This window comes from Tenacibaculum sp. Mcav3-52 (assembly GCF_022347665.1).
Classification (GTDB): Bacteria; Bacteroidota; Bacteroidia; order Flavobacteriales; family Flavobacteriaceae; genus Polaribacter; species Polaribacter mesophilus.
The window spans coordinates 45,116-58,581 of the sequence record NZ_JAKRGE010000002.1 but is presented as its reverse complement, the minus strand read 5'-3'; the positions used below and the strand labels follow the sequence as shown (position 1 = coordinate 58,581).

Annotated in this window: 16 protein-coding genes; 13 read left to right on the top strand and 3 right to left on the bottom strand. The window is 31.5% G+C overall.

What is annotated here, in order from left to right; all coding sequences use genetic code 11:
• Positions 1–61: 61 nt before the first annotated feature.
• On the top strand, positions 62–520 hold the full coding sequence (locus MHM83_RS06285) for a GyrI-like domain-containing protein (RefSeq protein WP_239178875.1): 459 nt from the start codon (positions 62–64) through the stop codon (positions 518–520).
• Between the two features lie 40 nt (positions 521–560).
• Here MHM83_RS06285 and MHM83_RS06280 read toward each other — a convergent pair whose 3' ends face one another.
• Entirely contained in the window at positions 561–950 is a 390-nt protein-coding gene (locus MHM83_RS06280) for a DoxX family membrane protein (RefSeq protein ID WP_239178873.1), read from the bottom strand.
• Between the two features lie 76 nt (positions 951–1,026).
• Here MHM83_RS06280 and MHM83_RS06275 point away from each other — a divergent pair, with 76 nt between their 5' ends.
• From MHM83_RS06275 to MHM83_RS06220, 12 genes are all read left to right on the top strand, one after another.
• On the top strand, positions 1,027–2,100 hold the full coding sequence (locus MHM83_RS06275) for an esterase-like activity of phytase family protein (protein ID WP_239178871.1): 1,074 nt from the start codon (positions 1,027–1,029) through the stop codon (positions 2,098–2,100).
• Between the two features lie 29 nt (positions 2,101–2,129).
• Positions 2,130–2,642, top strand: a complete 513-nt coding sequence (locus tag MHM83_RS06270) for a DUF6913 domain-containing protein (RefSeq protein ID WP_047789183.1) — start codon at positions 2,130–2,132, stop codon at positions 2,640–2,642.
• Positions 2,642–3,517: a 4-hydroxy-tetrahydrodipicolinate synthase gene (gene dapA / locus MHM83_RS06265; protein WP_239178869.1), complete on the top strand. Its 876-nt coding sequence runs from the start codon at positions 2,642–2,644 to the stop codon at positions 3,515–3,517. Before MHM83_RS06270 ends, dapA begins: the two co-directional genes overlap by 1 nt.
• Before the next feature lie 100 nt (positions 3,518–3,617).
• Positions 3,618–4,133, top strand: a complete 516-nt coding sequence (locus tag MHM83_RS06260) for a ferritin (RefSeq protein WP_047789181.1) — start codon at positions 3,618–3,620, stop codon at positions 4,131–4,133.
• A 131-nt stretch (positions 4,134–4,264) separates the two neighbouring features.
• Positions 4,265–5,077, top strand: coding sequence for an outer membrane protein assembly factor BamD (locus MHM83_RS06255; RefSeq protein ID WP_239178867.1), 813 nt, complete (start codon positions 4,265–4,267; stop codon positions 5,075–5,077).
• Between the two features lie 3 nt (positions 5,078–5,080).
• Positions 5,081–5,401 (top strand): DNA-directed RNA polymerase subunit omega, encoded by a 321-nt coding sequence (locus tag MHM83_RS06250; protein WP_047789179.1) that lies wholly within the window; start codon positions 5,081–5,083, stop codon positions 5,399–5,401.
• A gap of 1 nt (position 5,402) precedes the next feature.
• Entirely contained in the window at positions 5,403–6,614 is a 1,212-nt protein-coding gene (gene coaBC, locus MHM83_RS06245; RefSeq protein ID WP_239178865.1) for a bifunctional phosphopantothenoylcysteine decarboxylase/phosphopantothenate--cysteine ligase CoaBC, read from the top strand.
• On the top strand, positions 6,607–7,497 hold the full coding sequence (locus MHM83_RS06240; RefSeq protein WP_173360845.1) for a DUF4835 family protein: 891 nt from the start codon (positions 6,607–6,609) through the stop codon (positions 7,495–7,497). Before coaBC ends, MHM83_RS06240 begins: the two co-directional genes overlap by 8 nt.
• 127 nt (positions 7,498–7,624) lie before the next feature.
• The gene (gene recN / locus MHM83_RS06235; protein ID WP_239178862.1) at positions 7,625–9,277 is read left to right on the top strand and encodes a DNA repair protein RecN; all 1,653 of its coding nucleotides are present in this window, start codon (positions 7,625–7,627) and stop codon (positions 9,275–9,277) included.
• 50 nt (positions 9,278–9,327) lie between these two features.
• Positions 9,328–10,140 carry an enoyl-ACP reductase FabI gene (locus tag MHM83_RS06230; protein ID WP_099216418.1) on the top strand — a complete coding sequence of 271 codons (813 nt, stop codon included), beginning with the start codon at positions 9,328–9,330 and terminating at the stop codon, positions 10,138–10,140.
• Positions 10,141–10,235: 95 nt separating this feature from the next.
• The gene (locus tag MHM83_RS06225; protein WP_159615482.1) at positions 10,236–11,015 is read left to right on the top strand and encodes a DUF3050 domain-containing protein; all 780 of its coding nucleotides are present in this window, start codon (positions 10,236–10,238) and stop codon (positions 11,013–11,015) included.
• Positions 11,015–11,968: a glycosyltransferase gene (locus MHM83_RS06220; protein ID WP_239178860.1), complete on the top strand. Its 954-nt coding sequence runs from the start codon at positions 11,015–11,017 to the stop codon at positions 11,966–11,968. Before MHM83_RS06225 ends, MHM83_RS06220 begins: the two co-directional genes overlap by 1 nt.
• Positions 11,969–12,001: 33 nt before the next feature.
• On the opposite strand, the gene arsC is transcribed toward MHM83_RS06220, so the two are convergent.
• Together arsC and prfB are read right to left on the bottom strand one after the other, a co-directional pair.
• On the bottom strand, positions 12,002–12,343 hold the full coding sequence (arsC, locus tag MHM83_RS06215) for an arsenate reductase (glutaredoxin) (protein ID WP_239178858.1): 342 nt from the start codon (positions 12,341–12,343) through the stop codon (positions 12,002–12,004).
• Positions 12,344–12,362: 19 nt separating this feature from the next.
• Positions 12,363–13,457 carry a peptide chain release factor 2 gene (gene prfB / locus MHM83_RS06210; protein WP_239178856.1) on the bottom strand — a complete coding sequence of 365 codons (1,095 nt, stop codon included), beginning with the start codon at positions 13,455–13,457 and terminating at the stop codon, positions 12,363–12,365.
• Positions 13,458–13,466 lie beyond the last annotated feature (9 nt).

Sequence of the window (13,466 nt, the reverse complement as noted above, 5' to 3'; positions counted from 1 at the left end):
AACTACTGACATAGGGTTGACATAGCGGCACTTTATTTTTGTTAAAAATAAAAAACAAAAAATGAGTACAGGACAAAAAGAACCGTTTTACGTGATAGGAATTTCAGTAAGAACTACTAATGAGAATCAACAAGCAGCAAAAGATATACCTGCTTTATGGCAACGATTTATGTCGGAGAATATAGTTGAACAAATCCCAAATAAACTTTCAAATGAAGTATATGTTGTGTATACGGATTATGAATCAGATTATACTAAGCCATACACAACAATCATCGGTTGTAAGGTAAGTGAAATAGGTAATATCCCAGAAGGGCTTGTGTGTAAAAAAATAGCAGCACCAAACTATAAAACATATGCAGCAAAGGGAAGCTTAACAGAGAATATTGTCTATAACAAATGGTTAGAAATTTGGAATGAAGATATAAAAAGAGCTTATATTTCCGATTATGAGTTGTATGGAGCAAAAGCATCAGACCCAACAAATGCAGAAGTAGAAATATTTATAGGAGTAAATTAATCAAAAAGGGCAGTTTTAGAACTGCTCTTTTTAATTTAAATTAATGTTTATTTCTAACAAAAGGTATATTATTTCTATTAAAAATTAATAGAATAACTCCAGAGATAAAAGTTACGATAGCACTAATAAACAAAATGCCACCATCGCCATCGTGTTCAATACCTAAAATAGTTAAGTGGCTCATAATTGCTCCACCCATTAAACCAATAGTTAATAAGGCTCCTAACCAAGTTTTTTTAGGGATAAATAAAAGTACGGAAGCAATTAATTCAAAAACACCTGTACTTATTCGCATATAAGCCTCATTATCTCCAGCTATTTTAATAAATAAATCAATGCTTTCTTGAGCTCCAGTAAATTTAAAAAATAATGTTTGAAGCATTATAATAGCAGCTATCAGTTTTAAAATTAAAAGAATATATTTTTTCATACATAATAAAAATCTATTTACTTAGACGTTATAATTCTTAATGCTTACATAAACTAAAAACAATACTTTTGTAAGTATGAAAAAAATAGTATTAGTCCTATCCGTTTTTGGTTTACTTGCTTGTAAACAGCAAAAAACAACACTTAAGTTTTTAGACGAGTATTTGATAAAAGATTCTTTAGTTATCAATAACACTGTTATCGGTGGAATTTCTGGAATTGATTATTACAATAACAACTACTATATGGTAGTGGATGATGCTACAAATCCAAGAATTTTAGTAGGAGATATTACTGTTAAAAATGATTCGATACAATCGGTAAATTTTGAAGATGTTATTATAGTTGATACTATAAGTAAGTTTACTAAAAATCATGTATTGGATTTAGAATCTGTATTCGTAGATAACGGAACTATAAATTTAGTAAGTGAAGGGTCTATTCAATATAAAAAAGACCCAAGTATATTTGAAATAGACACAAAAGGAAACTTTAAACAAGGGGTAGAAATACCTAATTATTTCAAAGCAACATCCAAAGCGAAACCAAAGCATAACGGTGTTTTTGAAAGTTCTTCAAAAAGTTTTGACGGAAAAGGTTTCTGGGTAGCAATGGAAGCTCCTTTAGAAGCAGATGGAGAAGAGCCTACATTTCACGAAACACAATCTCCTATCAGAATTACCTATTTTGATAACGAATCAAAAAAAGCTACCAAACAATTTGCATATCAATTAGAGAAAATTGATAAACCAGCTAAAGGAAAAATAAACCTAAACGGAACTACGGCTATTTTAGAATACCGAAAGAATCAGTTTTTTATAATTGAAAGAGCATATCAAAGTGGTTATGGTAGCCATGGAAATGTAGTTAGAATTTTTAAAGCAACTATAGATAAAACTTCAACAAATACATTAGAAAATCAATCTTTAAAAAACGAAAAATATACACCATTAAAAAAAGAGCTGTTATTTGATTTTAGTACTGTTAAAAATCAATTAACCGATGGGATAATAGATAACATTGAAGCGATTACTTTTGGTCCAATATTGCAAAACGGAAATAAATCGTTAATCTTGGCTGCTGATGATAATTTTCAGTTGTATGGAAGGCAATTAAATCAATTTTTATTATTAGAAATTGATGAGAAATAATATAAATTAGCTACTCGTAATTTTTACAGATGATAAGTACCCTAAAGAAGAAATCTATTCAGAAAGCATACGACAAACTAGTTGTAAAAAAAGAGAATATCCCTCATAAAGAAACCAAAGTTAAAAGTGTAGCAATATTGCTAGATAATGAAGCTTTAGTAAATGTAGTAATAGCCAACTTAACAAACATTTTTCCTTTTCAAAAAACAGACATAAGAGTACTAGTTTGTAAAGAGTACTCAAAAAAGGAGGAACCCTCTCCAGAGTTTTTTACCGAAAAAGATTTTGGTTTCAAAGCGAGTTTAAAATCCGACAATTTAAAAGATTTCGTTAAAAACAAATACGACCTACTTATAAACTATACAAAAACGTCAAACTTATTAACGAATATGGTAACTTTGTTGTCACAAGCAGATTTTAAAGCAGGTTTTGCAGAAATTGACGATAGATTGTACGATATAGTAGTATCTGATGCTAGTTTTAACGAAGCTGTTTTAAACCAAGAATTAAAAAAATACCTAACGATTTTAAATAAAATATAATGCAAAAGTTTGTAGGAACTGGAGTAGCTTTAGTAACTCCTTTCAATGAAGGTTTAAGTGTAGACTTTGAAGCACTTAAAAAGTTAGTAAATTACAATATTGAAAACGGTACAAACTATTTAGTAATAAATGGAACTACTGGAGAAAGTGCAACAATTACTAAAGAAGAAAAATTAGAAATAATAAAAGTAATTGCTGAAGAAAATAAAGGGCGTTTACCTTTAGTTTTAGGAGTTGGAGGAAACAACACACAAACTGTTGTTGAAGAACTACAATCTTTAGACTTATCGGAAATAGACGGAATTTTATCAGTAGCCCCGTATTATAGCAAACCAACTCAAGAAGGGTTCTATCAACATTACAAAGCAATTTCTTTAGCGAGCCCTAAGCCAATTATTATGTATAATGTTCCTGGTAGAACAGCAAAAAATATGGAGCCAGCAACAACGTTACGATTAGCAAGAGATTTTGAAAACATTGTTGCAGTTAAAGAAGCAGGAAACAATCAACAACAATACTATGAGTTGTTAAAAGATAAGCCTGAAGACTTTTTAGTAATTTCTGGTGATGATGATTTGGCTGTTGGAGTAACTTTAGCAGGTGGAGCAGGAGTTATTTCGGTAATTGGACAAGCATTGCCAAAAGAGTTTTCAAAAATGATTCAGTTAGGATTAGAAGGAAAAGCAAAAGAAGCTTACGAACTTCACTATAAACTAATGGATATAATAAGCTTAATTTTTGAAGAAAACAATCCGGCAGGAATTAAAGCGGTGTTACAAAAATTAGGAATTTGTTTAGATGAAGTACGTTTACCACTAGTAACAGCTTCAGAAGAACTACAAACAAAAATATCAGACTTTATAGATAATCTATAAACTGTCTAAACAAAAATAAAGAATGCAAAAGGCTACAATTTCGTTATTGTAGTCTTTTTTTAGCATCTTTGTATAAAGAGTAATTTTTAAAGTAGAAAATATGTTATCAAAAGTAATAGAACAAGCATTAAATGATCAAATAAGAGTAGAAGCAGAGTCTTCTCAAATATATTTAGCTATGGCATGTTGGGCAGAAGTTCAAGGTTTTGAAGGTGTATCACAATTTATGTACGCACATTCAGATGAAGAGCGTATGCACATGTTAAAGTTAGTAAAATTCGTAAACGAACGAGGTGGACATGCTCATATTTCTGATTTAAAAGAACCACCAGCAAAATTTGGGTCTTTTAAAGATATGTTTCAAACATTGTTTGATCATGAGGTAATGGTATCTAAATCGATAAATGATTTAGTACATATCACATTACAAGAAAAAGACTATGCAACACATAACTTTTTACAGTGGTATGTATCTGAGCAAATTGAGGAAGAAGCATTGGCACGTAACATTTTAGATAAAATTAATTTAATTGGAGACGATAAAGGAGGATTGTATTTATTTGATAATGATGTAAAGCAAATAGTAGCTCAATCTGCATCAGGAGCACAGGAATAAGATTAACAAACATTTAGGAGTTCTTTGGAAAAATTATAACAGATTTTGTAGTTTCTTGTAAATCTCATTTATGAGATAAAAAATCGTTTTAATAATCCATAATTAATCACTAATTTTGCCAGATGCAAAAAATGAAAAATCTAGCGTATATTGCTGTAATGCTTTTAGTACTTTCTTCATGTGGAGAGTATCAAAAAGTATTGAATAAAGGAACTGTAGAAGAACAATACAAAATGGCTGTAAAAATGTACGAAGCTCAAAAGTACAGTAAAGCTTTACGTTTGTTTGAAAAAATAACACCTTCATACAGAGGTAAACCTCAAATGGAGCGTATTCAATTTATGGTTTCTCAATCTAACTTTAATGAGAAAAATTACGGGTTGGCAGGATATTACTTTAATAGATTTACTGGAAATTACCCAAAAAGTTCAAAAAGAGAAGAAGCCGCTTTTTTATCAGCTTTAAGTTATTACAAAGCAGCTCCTAGCTTTAGTTTAGACCCAACAGATACAAATAAAGCTTTAGAGGCCTTTCAAAAGTTTATAGATAATTATCCAGATTCAGATAAATTAGAAGAGGCTAACAAGTATCATGCTGAATTGAGAGCAAAACTAGAAAAGAAATCTTTTGAGATAGCAAAAACATATTATAGAACTGCTGAATATGACTCTAGAAATTACAAAGCGGCAATTGTAGCTTTTGATAATTTATTAGAAGATTATTTAGGAACTAAGTATAAAGAAGAAGCTTTATATTATCGTTTAAAAGCAGCACATGATTTTGCAATCAAAAGTACGCAACGTAGAAAAGCAGAAAGAATTAAAGAAGCAGTTAAAGCGTACGATAAGTTAAAAAGAAATTTTCCTGAATCAAAATTCATGGAAGAATCAAACGAAATGTTAGCAACATTAAACAAAGAACAAGAACAATTAGCTAAAAGTTAAAAAATGGATTATAAAGAAACGAAAGCGCCGTTAAGTACCGTAACTTATAATAAAGAAGCTATCGAGGCTCCAACACATAATATTTATGAAGCTATTTCTATTATAGCAAAGAGAGCTACACAAATTAATTCTGATTTAAAGAAGGAATTAGTTGACAAGTTAGATGAGTTTGCTACCTATAACGATAGTTTAGAAGAAGTTTTTGAAAATAAAGAACAAATCGAAGTTTCTAAATTCTATGAGCGTTTACCTAAGCCACATGCTATTGCAGTAGAAGAGTGGTTAAATGAGAAGGTATACTATAGAACTCCAGAGACAAAATAATATGTCTGTACTAAGCGGTAAAAAAGTTTTACTTGGTGTTACCGCCGGTATAGCGGCATATAAAACAGCGAGTTTAGTTCGCTTGTTTATAAAATCAGGCGCAGAAGTCAAAGTAATTATGACTCCTGCGTCTAAAGATTTTATAACACCTCTTACACTTTCCACCTTATCAAAAAATACAGTTCATTCTACCTTTTATGATAAAGAAGATGAAAATGAATTGTGGAATAATCATGTAGATTTAGGTTTGTGGGCAGATTTAATGTTAATAGCCCCAGCTACAGCAAATACCTTATCTAAAATGACAAATGGTACTTGCGATAATTTATTATTGGCAACCTATTTATCAGCAAAATGTCCAGTGTATTTTGCTCCTGCGATGGATTTAGATATGTACCAACATCCATCAACAAAAACTAGTTTAGAAAGTTTACAAAGTTTTGGAAATATATTAATTCCTGCTACTTCAGGTGAATTAGCAAGCGGATTGGTTGGAGAAGGTCGTATGGCTGAACCTGAAGACATTGTTGACTTTATAGAGAAAGATATTGTATCTAAACTACCGCTTCGAGGGAAAAAAATGCTAATTACTGCAGGTCCAACCTATGAAGCAATAGATCCTGTTCGTTTTATTGGAAATCATTCTTCAGGTAAAATGGGGTTTGAAATTGCAAAAACAGCGGCTAATTTAGGAGCTGAGGTGTTTTTAGTAGCAGGTCCTTCTCATCAACAAGTACATCATTCTTTTATTCATAGAATAGATGTGAAATCAGCTCAAGATATGTATGAAGCATGTCATAAGTACTTTGCTGAGGTTGATATAGCTGTGTTATCGGCGGCAGTTTCAGACTATCGACCAAAAAATGTAGCTACTCAAAAAATAAAAAAGAAAGAAGCAGCGTTAAGTATTGAGTTAGAACCAACTAAAGATATCTTAAAATCTCTAGGAGAAATTAAGAAAAAACAGTTGTTAGTTGGTTTTGCATTAGAAACGAACGATGAGGTACAAAACGCAAAAAGTAAGCTTACACGCAAAAATTTAGATTTTATTGTATTAAATTCGTTACGTGATAAAGGTGCTGGTTTTGCAACCGACACCAATAAAATTACAATTATTGATGCTGATTTTAATGAAAAATCATTTGATTTAAAATCAAAAAAAGCAGTGTCAAAAGATATCGTTAACGAAATAATACAAAAATTAAATGCGTAAGTTTTTCTTTATAGTTTTTCTTTTTTCAGTTGCTTTTTCTTCTTATTCACAAGAGTTGAATGCTACTGTAATTATCAATTCAGATAAAGTACAAAGTAGTAACAAGCAAGTTTATCAAACGTTACAAAAAGCATTAACAGAGTTTATTAATGATAAACAATGGACGAATAAAAATTTTAAGCAACAAGAACGAATCAACTGCGCATTCAATATTATCATAAACGAGCAAAACGGGAGTAATTTTTCAGGAAGTTTACAAGTGCAGTCAACACGACCTGTATATAACTCAACCTACGCTACACCTGTTTTAAATATTAATGATACAAACTTTAACTTTCGTTATAATGAGTTCGATCCGTTAATTTACAATCCAACTATTTACGAATCTAATTTAATCTCTACAATTGCTTTTTATGTGTATACAATATTAGGAGTTGATACAGATACCTTTGCTTTGAAGGGAGGAGAGACTTATTTAAAACAAGCGGAAAACATTATGTTGCTGGCGCAATCTAATGGAGAGTCTGGTTGGCAAAATCAAGTAGGAAAACAAAATCGTTTTGCTTTAATAGATAATTTATTGTCTTCTAAATTTAGTGCCTTACGAAGTATCTACTACAATTATCACCGTAACGGTTTCGATAATTTTGCTGATAATAAAAATTCAGCTAAAGAAGCAATTGAAAAAAGTGTTTTAGATTTAGACAAACTACACAATATTACTATTGGTAATTATATGATTCGCGTTTTCTTAGATGCTAAAGGAGATGAAATAGTAAATGTTTTTTCTGATGGTAGTGCATCGAGAAATCAATCACAAATGATAACAGTTTTAAATAAGATTGCACCTACTTATAAAGATAAGTGGAAGAAATTACAGTAGTATTAGACTTGTTATAGGCTTAAATGTAACGTTTATAAGCTGTTGAAAAATCAATAGACTTCCTTTGTTTTAGTTTGACTTAATTCATTCAAAATTCTTACTTTTATTTTTTACAAAAGAATAGAATTTGCTTACACATTTATCTATACATAATTATGCGTTAATCAATCAGTTAACGATTGATTTTACGAACGGTTTATCTATCATAACAGGTGAAACTGGAGCAGGGAAATCCATTTTATTAGGAGCTTTAGGGCTTGTAATGGGGAACCGTGCCGACTTAACTGCTTTAAAAAACACAGAAAAAAAATGTGTTATTGAGGCTCAATTTTCTGTTGAAGGATATGCTTTACAAGAGTTGTTTAAAGAGTTAGATCTCGACTATGAACAAGAAACCATAATTCGAAGAGAAATTTTGCCTTCGGGCAAGTCGAGAGCTTTTGTTAATGATACACCAGTTACCTTATCGGTATTAAATGCTTTAAAAACAAAGCTCATTGATATTCATTCGCAACATCAAACCATGCAGTTGTCAGATGTATCTTTTCAATTCTCTGTTATTGATGCCTTAGCAAAAAATCAAGCTAAAATAGCATCGTATAAAAGAGGCTTGCGTACGTATAACAAATTACGAAAAGAGCTGAAAGTACTTCAAGAAGAAACTGAGAAATCGAAAGAGCAGTACGAGTACAATTTACATTTGTTTAATGAGTTTGAAGAAGCTAATTTAAAAGAAGGAGAACAAGAAGTTTTAGAAGAAAAGTTAGATAAATTAAACAATATTGAAGAAATAAAGTTGAACTTATCTGAAGCTTTAGGTGTTTCGATTAATGAAGAAATAGGAATTCAAACATTGCTAAACTCTTTAGAGAGTAAACTGCAAAAAATTAGTTCTTTTTCTAAGCAATATGAAGAGTTAGCGAATCGAGTAACAAGCGTGAAAATTGAGTTAGATGATGTAGTTACTGAGTTAGAAAGTGCGAATGAAGAAGTTGAATTTAATCCGAATGAAATTGAAGAACTAAATGATAGGTTACAACTTATTTACAACCTTCAAAAGAAACATTCAGTATCAACTATAAGTGAATTACAAGAAATTCATGCATCATTATCTGAAAAAGTAGCACAGGTTGAAGATGCAGGAGGAATAGTGGCTCAAAAAGAGGCAGAAATTAAAGAGGTAGCTAAGAAGTTAGATGACGTAGCAAAAATGATTACGACATCTAGAAATAAAGTAATTCCGAAGTTGAAAAAAGAGTTAGAATATCTTTTGTCGGAATTAGGAATGCCAAATGCTCGTTTTGCAATTGAATTACTAGCTTCTGAAGAATATTTATCTAACGGAAAAGACAATTTACAATTTTTATTCTCAGCAAACAAAGGAGGTAATTTTGGAGAATTGAAAAAGGTAGCATCAGGTGGAGAATTATCTCGCATCATGTTATCGATTAAAAAAATACTATCAGAAAACATACAACTACCAACCATTATTTTTGATGAGATTGATACCGGAGTTTCAGGGGAAGTATCTAATAAAATTGCAAAAATAATGCAAGATATGAGTGCTCATATGCAGGTAATAACTATAACACATTTACCTCAAATAGCTTCAAAAGGAGTGCAGCACTATAAAGTGTTTAAAGGAGAGGAAAAAGGAGTAACAACCTCTAATTTAAAGTTATTGTCAGAAGACGAACGTATCAGAGAAATAGCGGAGATGTTAAGTGGAAAAGACGTTTCTGAAAGTGCATTGACTCATGCAAAGGAATTATTAAATTAAGAGTATATTTGCTTTCAAAACAAACAACGATAGACTAAAATATTTTAAATATGTATAATTTATTAAAAGGAAAAAAAGGAATCATTTTTGGAGCATTAGATGAGAATTCTATTGCATGGAAAGTAGCAGAACGCGCTCATGAAGAAGGAGCAGAGTTTGTATTAACCAACGCACCAATAGCAATGCGTATGGGAGGTATTAAAGACTTAGCAGCAAAAACCGGATCTGAAATTATTCCTGCTGACGCCACTTCTATGGATGATTTAAATAACTTGGTTGAAAAGTCTATGGAAATTTTAGGAGGGAAAATCGATTTCGTTTTACACTCTATCGGTATGTCAGTTAATGTACGTAAAGGACGTCATTATACAGATTCTAAATACGATTTTACAACGAAAGGATGGGACGTTTCAGCGGTGTCTTTTCATAAAGTAATGAACGTTTTATATAACAAACAAGCCATGAACGAGTGGGGAAGTATTGTTGCATTAACGTATATGGCAGCGCAACGTGTATTCCCAGATTATAACGATATGGCTGATAACAAAGCGTATTTAGAGAGTATTGCACGTAGTTTTGGGTATTTCTTCGGAAGAGATCATAAAGTACGTGTAAACACAATTTCTCAGTCTCCAACTCCAACTACTGCAGGTCAAGGAGTAAAAGGATTTGATGGATTTATTTCGTATGCTGAGAAAATGTCTCCATTAGGAAATGCAACAGCATTAGAATGTGCAGATTATACCATCTCATTATTCTCAGATTTAACTAAGAAAGTAACCTTGCAAAACTTATTCCACGATGGAGGTTTCTCTAACATGGGAGTAAGTGATGCAGTAATGGAAAGGTTTACTGAAGAGTAAATTAACTTGTGCCTTAAGCGTAGTCGGAAAGGTTCCGAAAGAATATATAATTAAATGCAAATCGTTAGATTTGCATTTTTTATTGATAGTTACAAATGAGCAATATTTTACACATAGAAAAGGAGTTAAAATCCTTAAGACAACAGCTTAAAGAACATGAGTTATATAATTCGTTAAATGATATAAATGATGTAAAATTATTTATGGAATCACATGTGTTCGCTGTGTGGGATTTTATGTCGTTATTAAAAGCATTACAACGAGAACTTACTTGTGTGAATTTACCATGGTTACCTGCTGTAAATACTAAAACAGCTCGTTTTATTAATGAAATTGTGTTAGGTGAAGAAACTGATATTAATGAGTTAGGAGAGCCTAAAAGTCACTTTGAAATGTATATTGATGCGATGCGTCAAGCAGGTGCAAAGATTGATGAAATTTCAAGTTTTATTTCAGATATTCTTGATGGTAAACCTGTTGACCAGGCTCTGGAAAACTGTTCAATTATTGAAGAAGTGAAAGATTTTGTAAATTTTTCTTTTGAAGTTATCAAAACAAGTCAACCACATATTATTGCATCTAGTTTTACTTTTGGAAGAGAAGATGTAATACCAGACATGTTTTTAGAAATTGTAAAAAATACGGAAGAGAAAGAAGGAAGTTCATACAGTAAACTTACGTATTATTTGAATAGACACATTGAGTTAGACGGTGATGAACACGGACCATTATCATTACAAATGATTGAAGAATTATGTGGTGAAGATCAGCAAAAGTGGGATGATGTGTTGTACTATGCGAAAGAATCACTACATAAAAGAATCCAACTTTGGGACGGAATCGCTAAACAAATTAATCAAGCAGTTTTAGTGTAATGAATTTGCAGTTTTCAATAATAGTACCTGTTTATAATCGACCTCAAGAAATTGATGAGTTGTTAGAAAGCTTAACAAAACAAGACTTGAAAGACGATTTTGAGGTATTAATTATTGAAGATGGTTCTGAAAACTCATCAGAAGAAGTTGTAAATAAATACACTTCTCAACTTAATCTAAAGTATTTTTCCAAGAGGAATAGTGGAGCAGGAGCAAGTCGTAATTACGGAATGCAAAGAGCATCGGGAAGTTATTTTATTATTTTGGATTCTGATGTTATTGTTCCACCACAATATCTTTCCGAAGTAAAAAAAGCATTAGAAGAGAATTATACTGATGCCTTTGGAGGTCCAGATGCAGCCCATCCTAATTTTACAGCTTTACAAAAAGCAATAAATTATTCGATGACTTCAGTATTAACTACAGGAGGAATTCGTGGAAAAAAGAAATCGGTTGGTAAATTTCAACCCAGAAGCTTCAATCTAGGCTTGTCAAAAGTTGCTTTTGAAAAAACAAATGGTTTTTCTAAAATGAAAGCAGGAGAAGATATCGATTTAACTTTCCGCCTTTGGGAAAATGGCTTTGAAACACAATTAATAGAAAAGGCTTTTGTATATCATAAGCGTAGAAGTACTATTAAACAGTTTTTTAAACAAACATTTGCTTTTGGTACTGCAAGACCTATATTGAATAAAAAACATCCAGAAACGGCAAAATTAACGTATTGGTTTCCGAGTTTATTCATCATAGGGATTGATATTGCCATTATAGCAGCTTTTTTTGGTTACTGGCAATTATTAACTTTTTATGGATTTTATTTTACCTGTACCTTTTTAGATTCTCTATTTCAAAATAAAAATCTACAAGTAGCTTTGTTAAGTATTGTAACAACCATCACTCAGTTTTATGGTTATGGATTAGGTTTTCTCGAGTTCAGATTTCTGAAAAAATAAAAAGCTCCCAATTTCTTGAGAGCTTTTAAGTAGTTAAATGATTTCTTTGATGTTTTCAGGTGGACGACCAATCACTGCTTTATTGCCATTAATAACTATTGGGCGTTCTATTAATTTAGGATTGTCAACCAAGGCTTTAATGATTTCAGCATCTGATAGTTCTCTTCCTTTATATTCTTCTTTCCAAATTTTTTCATTTTTACGAACTAAATCGATTGGAGAAATATTTAATAGACTAATAACTCCTTTTAACTCTTCAGTAGAGGGAATAGTATCTAAATATTTTACAGTTTCAAACTCTTTACCAGAGTTTTCTATAATCTCTAAACCTTGTCTTGATTTAGAACAACGTGGATTGTGATATATTTTTATCATTATTAAGAGTTTTATAGTATTAATCTTCTTTTTGCCCCATCATCATTAAATAGGCTTTTAAAAACGGATTGATATTTCCGTCCATAACAGCATCTACATTTCCTGTTTCATGGGCTGTACGGACATCTTTTACCAATTTATATGGGTGCATTACGTAGTTACGAATTTGACTTCCCCATTCATTTTTCATTTTGTTTGCTTCAATTTCGTCACGAGCAGCTAAACGTTTTTGTAATTCAATTTCGTACAATTGCGATTTCAGCATTTGCATTGCAGTAGCCCTATTATCGTGCTGCGAACGTGAGTTAGAACACTGAATTTGAATCCCAGTTGGCTTGTGTACTAATTGAACTTTTGTTTCAACTTTATTTACATTCTGTCCACCAGCACCACTTGAGCGTGCTGTTGTTATTTCAATATCAGCGGGGTTTACTTCAATTTCGATAGAATCATCGGCTACAGGGTATACATATACAGAAGCAAAGGAAGTATGACGTTTTGCATTACTATCAAAAGGAGAAATACGTACCAAGCGATGGACCCCATTTTCACCTTTTAACCACCCGAAGGCATAATCACCTTCAAATTCTAAAGTAACCGTTTTAATACCAGCAACATCACCTTCTTGATAGTTGAGTGTTTTAATTTTATAGCCTTGTTTTTCTGCCCACATAGTGTACATTCGAGTTAACATTTCTGCCCAGTCACAACTTTCAGTTCCACCTGCACCTGCTGTAATTTGTATCGTTGCACTCAAACTATCACCTTCTTCTGAAAGCATGTTTTTAAACTCAATATCTTCTAAAAAAGTAGCAGCTTTATCAAATTGTTCTTCGACTTCGTTTTCATCAACATCACCTTCTTTATAAAAATCATACAAAACTGTTAAATCGTCATTCATAGCTACAACAGTATTGTAATCTTCTACCCATTTCTTTTTAAACCGAAGTGATTTCATTACAACTTCAGCCTCTTTTGGATTGTTCCAAAAGTCAGGATTTGCAGTTTTTTCTTCTTCATTTGAAATTTCAATTAACTTCTTGTCAATTTCTAAATATCCTTTTAACTTGCCAATTCGTTCAGCGATATTTTTAAGCTGTTCGTGTGTAATCATAAATGCAAA

What these genes read in the sequence shown, in the direction of transcription:
- MHM83_RS06220 (WP_239178860.1), top strand. Translation starts at nt 11,015, where the DNA reads ATGAATTTGCAGTTTTCAATAATAGTACCTGTTTATAATCGACCTCAA.
- MHM83_RS06270 (WP_047789183.1), top strand. Translation starts at nt 2,130, where the DNA reads ATGATAAGTACCCTAAAGAAGAAATCTATTCAGAAAGCATACGACAAA.
- MHM83_RS06240 (WP_173360845.1), top strand. Translation starts at nt 6,607, where the DNA reads ATGCGTAAGTTTTTCTTTATAGTTTTTCTTTTTTCAGTTGCTTTTTCT.
- MHM83_RS06255 (WP_239178867.1), top strand. Translation starts at nt 4,265, where the DNA reads ATGAAAAATCTAGCGTATATTGCTGTAATGCTTTTAGTACTTTCTTCA.
- MHM83_RS06275 (WP_239178871.1), top strand. Translation starts at nt 1,027, where the DNA reads ATGAAAAAAATAGTATTAGTCCTATCCGTTTTTGGTTTACTTGCTTGT.
- MHM83_RS06250 (WP_047789179.1), top strand. Translation starts at nt 5,081, where the DNA reads ATGGATTATAAAGAAACGAAAGCGCCGTTAAGTACCGTAACTTATAAT.
- MHM83_RS06280 (WP_239178873.1), bottom strand. Translation starts at nt 950, where the DNA reads ATGAAAAAATATATTCTTTTAATTTTAAAACTGATAGCTGCTATTATA.
- dapA (WP_239178869.1), top strand. Translation starts at nt 2,642, where the DNA reads ATGCAAAAGTTTGTAGGAACTGGAGTAGCTTTAGTAACTCCTTTCAAT.
- prfB (WP_239178856.1), bottom strand. Translation starts at nt 13,457, where the DNA reads ATGATTACACACGAACAGCTTAAAAATATCGCTGAACGAATTGGCAAG.
- MHM83_RS06225 (WP_159615482.1), top strand. Translation starts at nt 10,236, where the DNA reads ATGAGCAATATTTTACACATAGAAAAGGAGTTAAAATCCTTAAGACAA.
- MHM83_RS06260 (WP_047789181.1), top strand. Translation starts at nt 3,618, where the DNA reads ATGTTATCAAAAGTAATAGAACAAGCATTAAATGATCAAATAAGAGTA.
- MHM83_RS06230 (WP_099216418.1), top strand. Translation starts at nt 9,328, where the DNA reads ATGTATAATTTATTAAAAGGAAAAAAAGGAATCATTTTTGGAGCATTA.
- MHM83_RS06285 (WP_239178875.1), top strand. Translation starts at nt 62, where the DNA reads ATGAGTACAGGACAAAAAGAACCGTTTTACGTGATAGGAATTTCAGTA.
- arsC (WP_239178858.1), bottom strand. Translation starts at nt 12,343, where the DNA reads ATGATAAAAATATATCACAATCCACGTTGTTCTAAATCAAGACAAGGT.
- coaBC (WP_239178865.1), top strand. Translation starts at nt 5,403, where the DNA reads ATGTCTGTACTAAGCGGTAAAAAAGTTTTACTTGGTGTTACCGCCGGT.